Source organism: Lysobacter sp. yr284, assembly GCF_900107375.1.
Lineage (GTDB): Bacteria > Pseudomonadota > Gammaproteobacteria > Xanthomonadales > Xanthomonadaceae > Lysobacter.
The window spans coordinates 157,703-163,814 of the sequence record NZ_FNPT01000007.1; the positions used below are offsets into that span (position 1 = coordinate 157,703).

A 6,112-nucleotide genomic window follows, 5' to 3' on the forward strand; every position below is an offset into this window, starting at 1 on the left:
GCAGCGGCGGGTACGAGAGCATCGGGCCTGAAGGCCCTCCCACAACACCCGCCCGATCGAGCCGCGCGGCTCACTCGGGCGCGTCACTTGGGCGCGAAGATCTTCGACAGGCGATCGGGCGTGCCTTCGATCCGCTCCAGGCGCGGGTAGCGCAGGCCGCCGCGGTAGTCGATGCGCAGCGTGCGCACCACGTCGCCGTTGCGCACGATCAACTCGATCGGCTTGCCGTCCTTGGCCGCGGTCACCGCGTCCTTGAGCCGCTCGCCGTTGGCGGCGTAGCCGTTGATCGCGACCAGGCTGCTGCCCGGGGCGATGCCGGCGTCGAACGCCGGGCCGTCCCAGCGCACCGCGCCGATGGCGTTGTCGTTGGACAGGGTCAGGCCCAGCGAATAGGTCAGGTCGGTGATCTTGCGGTCGCTCTCCACCAGCTTGCCGGTCTCGGTCGGGGTGTCGGCGAAGGCCAGCTTCCAGCCGCTCGCGGCCAGCCCGTCGATCGGCGCGGCGCGCGCGTCCAGGCGCTCGCGCAGGAACCCGGCCCAGTCGAACGCGACCACGCCGTTCAAGGCCGCGACCACGTCCTCGAATTCGTAAGGCTTGACCTCGTAGTCGCCGTCGGCGCCGTGGAAGAAGGCGCGGGCGAAATCGTCGAGCGAGCGCTTGTCGCCGCTGAGCGCGCGCAGCTTGGCATCCACCGCCAGCCACACCAGCTGGCCGCCGCTGTAGTAGTCCTCGCTGAGCTGGTAGCTGGGATAGGCCTTGGGCCGGCGCATCGCGATCACCGGGTCGAGCGTGGTGTCCTGGATCGCGCGCCAGCCCAGGCCCGGGCGGTCCTCGGCGTAGCGCGCGGCGACCAGCGCCAGCGTGTCGCGCGCGAACTGCGGCTTCCACAGGCCCGAGCGCGCCGCCAGCACATAGCCCCAATACTGGGTCTGGCCTTCGTACACCCACAACAGGCTGTCGCGCAGCGGCTGGTTGAAGTTGCCCGCGACCAGCCCGGCCGGGCGCCGGAACTTGCCGTTCCAGGCGTGCACGTACTCGTGCGCGAGCAGGTCGCGGCCGGTCGCGGCGGTGCCGTCCCAGCCGGTGAAATAGTCCACGTCCACGCCGTTCTCGCTGGAGCGGTGGTGCTCCAGGCCGATGCCGCTCATCTGGCCCGACAGCGACAGCAGGAATTCGTAGCGGTCGTAGGGCTGCGAACCGAACAGCTTGACCGCCTGGGTCACCAGTTCGCGATGCGGCTTGAGCTGCTCGGGCTTGGCCTCCAGGTACTTGGCCGCGTCGGCGACCAGATTCAGCCGCACCGGAATCTTCGCGCCCGGCGCCAGGTCGATCTGCTTGTAGTGGCGGCCGGCGAACACCGGCGAGTCCAGCAGCGTGTTGAGCGGCACCTCGCGATAGCGCAGCACGTCGCCCTGGCGCGATTCCAGTTCCAGCGCGGTGCCGGCCTGCCAGCCCGCCGGCAGCTTCAGGCTCGGCGCGACCTGGATGCCGCGCGCGTAGTAGCCGGCCGGGTACAGCGCGACCTGGTTCCACTGCACGTTGAGCGAATCGGCGGTCATCACCACCCGGCCCTGGTTGCCCGCGGTCGGGGTGAGCATGTCGAACTCGACCTCCAGCTCGCCCACGCCCTGCGGCACGTCGAGCTTGAACGCGTACACATCGAGCGGATCGCGGGTCCACGCCAGCGCCTGGCCGTTGCCGCGGATGCGCAGGCCGGCGAGCTTGTCGATCGGCCCGGTCGGCGAATGATTGCCCTGGATCCACTGCGGGAACAGCAGGGTCAGCGGCCCGGCCTGGACCGGGATGCGCTGGCGCGCGTGCAGCACGCGGCGGGCGATGTCGCTGGCGTCGACCTCCAGCTGCAGCTTGCCCGGATACGGCCGGTCCTGCGGCGGCGCGGTCTGCGCATGCAGCGGCAGCGCAGCGGCGATCAGCCAGGGCAGCAGGGCGAGCGGGGATCGGCGCATGGACGGACTCCGGCGGTGCAGGAAAGGCGATCCCGCATCCTAACCAGCCCGGCGCGGCCGACCCCTGCCATTGGGCATGGTCGCGCGCCGCCGCGCCGGCCGCGGCGGCGTGGCGACCGATTGCGCACATGCGCGCACCCGCGCCGGAACAGCGGCGCCGCGGGGGTTGCTCGTGCCGCCGCCGCGCTCAGCGCGCCGGCAGGGCTTCCTCGCTGCGCGCGCTGCGTTCGGACTCGCCCTCGCCGTCGGCGAAGTAACGCATCGCCGCAACCTTGCCGGCGCCGTCGCGCTCCAGCCGCAGCCGGGCTATGCCGTCGGGATAGACGAAGGTGTCGGCCGCGACCGGCGTCAGCCGCCGCGGCGCGCCGCCGCCGGTCGGCTGCACCGCCAGGCTGCCGGCATCGACGCGCAACGCCCAGGCCCGTTGCGGATCGAGCCGGTACACGCCCTCGGCCGAAGCCAGCGCGGCGGCATCGACCGGCACCGCGCGCGCCGGCGGATACGGCGCGCCCATCGCCATCGCGCCCAGCTGGCGGGCGATCGCTTCCAGCCCGATCCCGCCCGGCGCGCCGCTGTCGTCGTTGCTCAGCACCACCACCGTGGTCGCGCTGGCCGGTTCGTACAGCAGATACGAGGCGAAGCCGAAGATTCCGCCGCCGTGCGCATAGGTCAGGCGCCCGTGCATCGGCATCCGGCCGATGCCGTAGCCATAGCCGTACTCGCCGTGGCGGGCCTTGCCGTGGGCTCGGGTCATCTCGCGGTAGTGCTGCGCGCTGAGCACCCGGCCGCCGTGCAGCGCGCGGTTCCAGCGCCACAGGTCGTCGAGCGTGGACACCAAGGCGCCGGCCGCGTGCGGCTGGCTCATGTCCAGGAACGCCATCGGCAACACCGCGCCGTCGCGTCGCGCATAGCCGGCGACCATGCCCGGAATCAGCGCACGCACGTCGCCGTAGCCGGTGCGCTCCAGGCCCAGCGGCTGCAGCAGGGTCTCGCGCAGGTATTCGTGCCAGGGCCGGCCGCTGGCCGCCTCGATCACCGCGCCGAGCAGCACGTAGCCGGAATTGTTGTAGCGAAAGTCCTGGCCCGGCGCGAAGTCCGCCGGCAGGTCCTTGAACACCGCGATCAACTCCCGGGTGTTCAACTCGCGCTTGATCGACTCGTGCATGTAACCGTCGATGCCGGTGTAGCTCTTCACCCCGGAGGTGTGGTCGAGCAGCTGCCGCACCTGGATCGCATCGCCGTTGGGATAGCCAGGGACGTACTTCGACAGCGGATCGTCGAGCCCGACCTTGCCGGCCTCGACCAGCTTGAGCAGACCGGCGGCAGCGAACTGCTTGGTCACCGAGCCGATCCGGAACACCTGGTCCGGGCTCAGCGGCACGCCGAGTTCGACCTCGGCCAGCCCGCGCGCGCCGCGGTAGAGCACGCGGTCGCCGCGCGCGACCAGCACCGCGATGCCGGGCGCGCCATCGGGCACGTTCTGCGCCAGCAGGCGATCGGCCAGCGCGCGCAGTTCGGCGTCTTCGGCGTCTTCGGCGTCTTTGGCGGCCTGCGTGGCGGCGGGCGCCGCAGCCGCGGCTGCCGCCGGTGCGGGCGCGAGCGCCAGGCCGGACAGCCACGCCGCGCAGGCGGCCGACAGCAGCAGGGTTCGGACGGGCGGCATGACGACTCCATTCGCAGGTGCGCAGCGCCGGACGGTAACGGCGCCGCGGCGGCGGCCGCTACCGCCGGAAGTCCCGCCGACTTTCGGCCGGCACCGGGGCGGGACGCGGGCCGGGGGCTTTCGGCCCGCCTGTGCGCAGGACGTCGCCCCGACGCCGTGCGCCGCAACCTGAAGCCGGCGCTGCGCGCACCGCGACGGATGACGCATCCGCGCCCTCGCTGAACGACCGGTTTTGCATTTCCACGAACGCCTAACCCGGCGCCCGCGGCGATTGGCTAGCATTCGGCGTTTCCGCCGTCCCTGCCCGACCGCCCCGATGATCCGACGCCAGTTCCTCAAATCCGCGGCCGCCGCCCTGGCCTACTTCGGCCTGCCCCTGCCCGCGCTGGCCCTGGCCGGCGCCGCCACGCCGAAGAAGCTCGGCGCGCCGCAGCCGTTCGACTACGCCACGCTCAAGGGCCAGGCGCGCGCGCTGGCGCAAAAGGCCTACGCGCCGCGCAGCACCACCCTGCCGCCGGCGCTGGCCGGGCTCAACTGGGACCAGTACCAGTCGATCCGCTTCCGCCGCGACCACGCGCTGTGGGGCGACGGCGACGGCAAGTTCCTGGCCCAGTTCTTCCACCTGGGCCTGTTCTTCAAATCGCCGGTGCGCATGTTCGAACTCGCCGACGGCCAGGCGCGCGAGCTGGCCTACGACCCGCAGATGTTCGACCGCGCCGCCAGCGGCCTCAAGCCGAACGCTGCGCTGCCGCCGGACCTGGGCTTCGCCGGCTTCCGCCTCAACACCCGCAAGGACCCCGAGCGCGATTTCGCCGCCTTCCTCGGCGCCAGCTACTTCCGCGCGGTCGGCGCGCAGGGCCAGTACGGCCAGTCCGCGCGCGGCCTGGCGATCGACACCGGCAGCGGCCATCCCGAGGAATTCCCCGACTTCCTCGCCTACTGGCTGGAGCGCCCGTCCACCGACTCCGACACCGTCGTGGTCTACGGCCTGCTCGACTCGCCCAGCATCGCCGGCGCCTACCGCTTCGCGATCACCCCGGGCGAGGTGCTGCTGATGGACATCGACTGCGCGCTGTACCCGCGCAAGAGCATCGAGCGCCTCGGCCTGGGCCCGTGCACCAGCATGTACCAGGTCGGCGAGAACGACCGCCGCATGGACTGGGACTGGCGCCCGGAGATCCACGACACCGACGGCCTGGCGATGTGGACCGGCAGCGGCGAGTGGATCTGGCGCCCGCTGTGCAATCCCGAAACCCTGCGCTTCAACATGTTCGCCGACGAGAACCCGCGCGGCTTCGGCCTGCTGCAGCGCGACCGCAACTTCGACCATTACCAGGACGACGGCGTGTTCTACGAGAAACGCCCGTGCCTGTGGATCGAACCCAAGCAAGGCTGGGGCGCGGGCTCGGTGCAACTGGTCGAGATCCCGACCCTCGACGAGACCTTCGACAACATCGTCGCGTTCTGGAACCCGCGCGAGAAACCGCAGGCCGGCCAGGAACTGCTGTACGGCTACCGCCTGTACTGGGGCGCGCAACCGCCGGCGACGCCCAAGCTCGCCCACTGCGTGGCCACCCGCACCGGCCTGGGCGGCCGCATCGGCTTCAAGCGCGAGAGCTTCTCCTGGCGTTTCGCCGTCGACTTCGTCGGCGGCCCGCTGGCCGAACGGGCCAAGCGCGACGCCACGGTCGAACCGGCGCTGCAGATTTCCAAGGGCAAACTGGAAACCGTCTCCTGCCGCCCGCTGCACGAGATCGACGGCTACCGGGTCATGTTCGACGTCGTGCCCCCGGGCGACGGCACCGAGCAACTCGACCTGCGCCTGTTCCTGCGCGACGCCGGCGGCGCGCTCAGCGAAACCTGGCTGTACCAGTGGTCGCCTCCGCCGAAGAGCGAACGCAAACTGTACTGACGCGCCCGCCGCCCCCGACGATGCTACGCGGCTCCATGCAGGAGCCGCCCAAGCCGCGACCGCGGCAACCCAACTACGACGAAACCCTCGGCGCGACCGCATTGCCGCAGTCGCGACTCGCGTCGCTCCTACAGTCGCAATCCACGCATCGATTCGTCTCCAAAACCCGCCCGCCGCGCCATCGCCGACGCCCACCGATCTCGCGACCGCTCGATGTAGGAGCGGCGCAAGCCGCGACCGCGACGACCCAACTACGACGAAACCTTCGGCGCAGCCGCATTGCCGCAGTCGCGACTCGCGTCGCTCCTACAATCGCAATCCAGCATCGATTCGCCTCCAAAACCCGTCCGCCGCAGCCTCGCCAACGCCGACCGATCTCGCAACCGCTCGATGTAGGAGCGGCGCAAGCCGCGACCGCGACGACCCAACCACGACGAAACCTTCGGCGCAGCCGCATTGCCGCAGTCGCGACTCGCGTCGCTCCTACAGGCGCAATCCAGCATCGATTCGCCTCCGAAGCCCGTCTGCCGCGCCCTCGCCAACGCCCACCGATCTCGCGACCGCTCGATG

3 protein-coding genes are annotated in these 6,112 nt (G+C 71.3%); 1 reads left to right on the forward strand and 2 read right to left on the reverse strand.

From position 1 onward, the window contains the following. Positions 1-83: 83 nt before the first annotated feature. Positions 84-1,967, reverse strand: coding sequence for a M61 family metallopeptidase (locus BLV01_RS13745; RefSeq protein ID WP_091800428.1), 1,884 nt, complete (start codon positions 1,965-1,967; stop codon positions 84-86). Between the two features lie 187 nt (positions 1,968-2,154). Then, positions 2,155-3,630 (reverse strand): serine hydrolase domain-containing protein, encoded by a 1,476-nt coding sequence (locus tag BLV01_RS13750; protein WP_175485938.1) that lies wholly within the window; start codon positions 3,628-3,630, stop codon positions 2,155-2,157. A gap of 316 nt (positions 3,631-3,946) precedes the next feature. Between BLV01_RS13750 and BLV01_RS13755 the strand changes: the two genes are divergently transcribed. Next, positions 3,947-5,542: an OpgD/OpgG family glucan biosynthesis protein gene (locus tag BLV01_RS13755; RefSeq protein WP_091800434.1), complete on the forward strand. Its 1,596-nt coding sequence runs from the start codon at positions 3,947-3,949 to the stop codon at positions 5,540-5,542. The last annotated feature ends 570 nt before the right edge of the window (positions 5,543-6,112 follow it).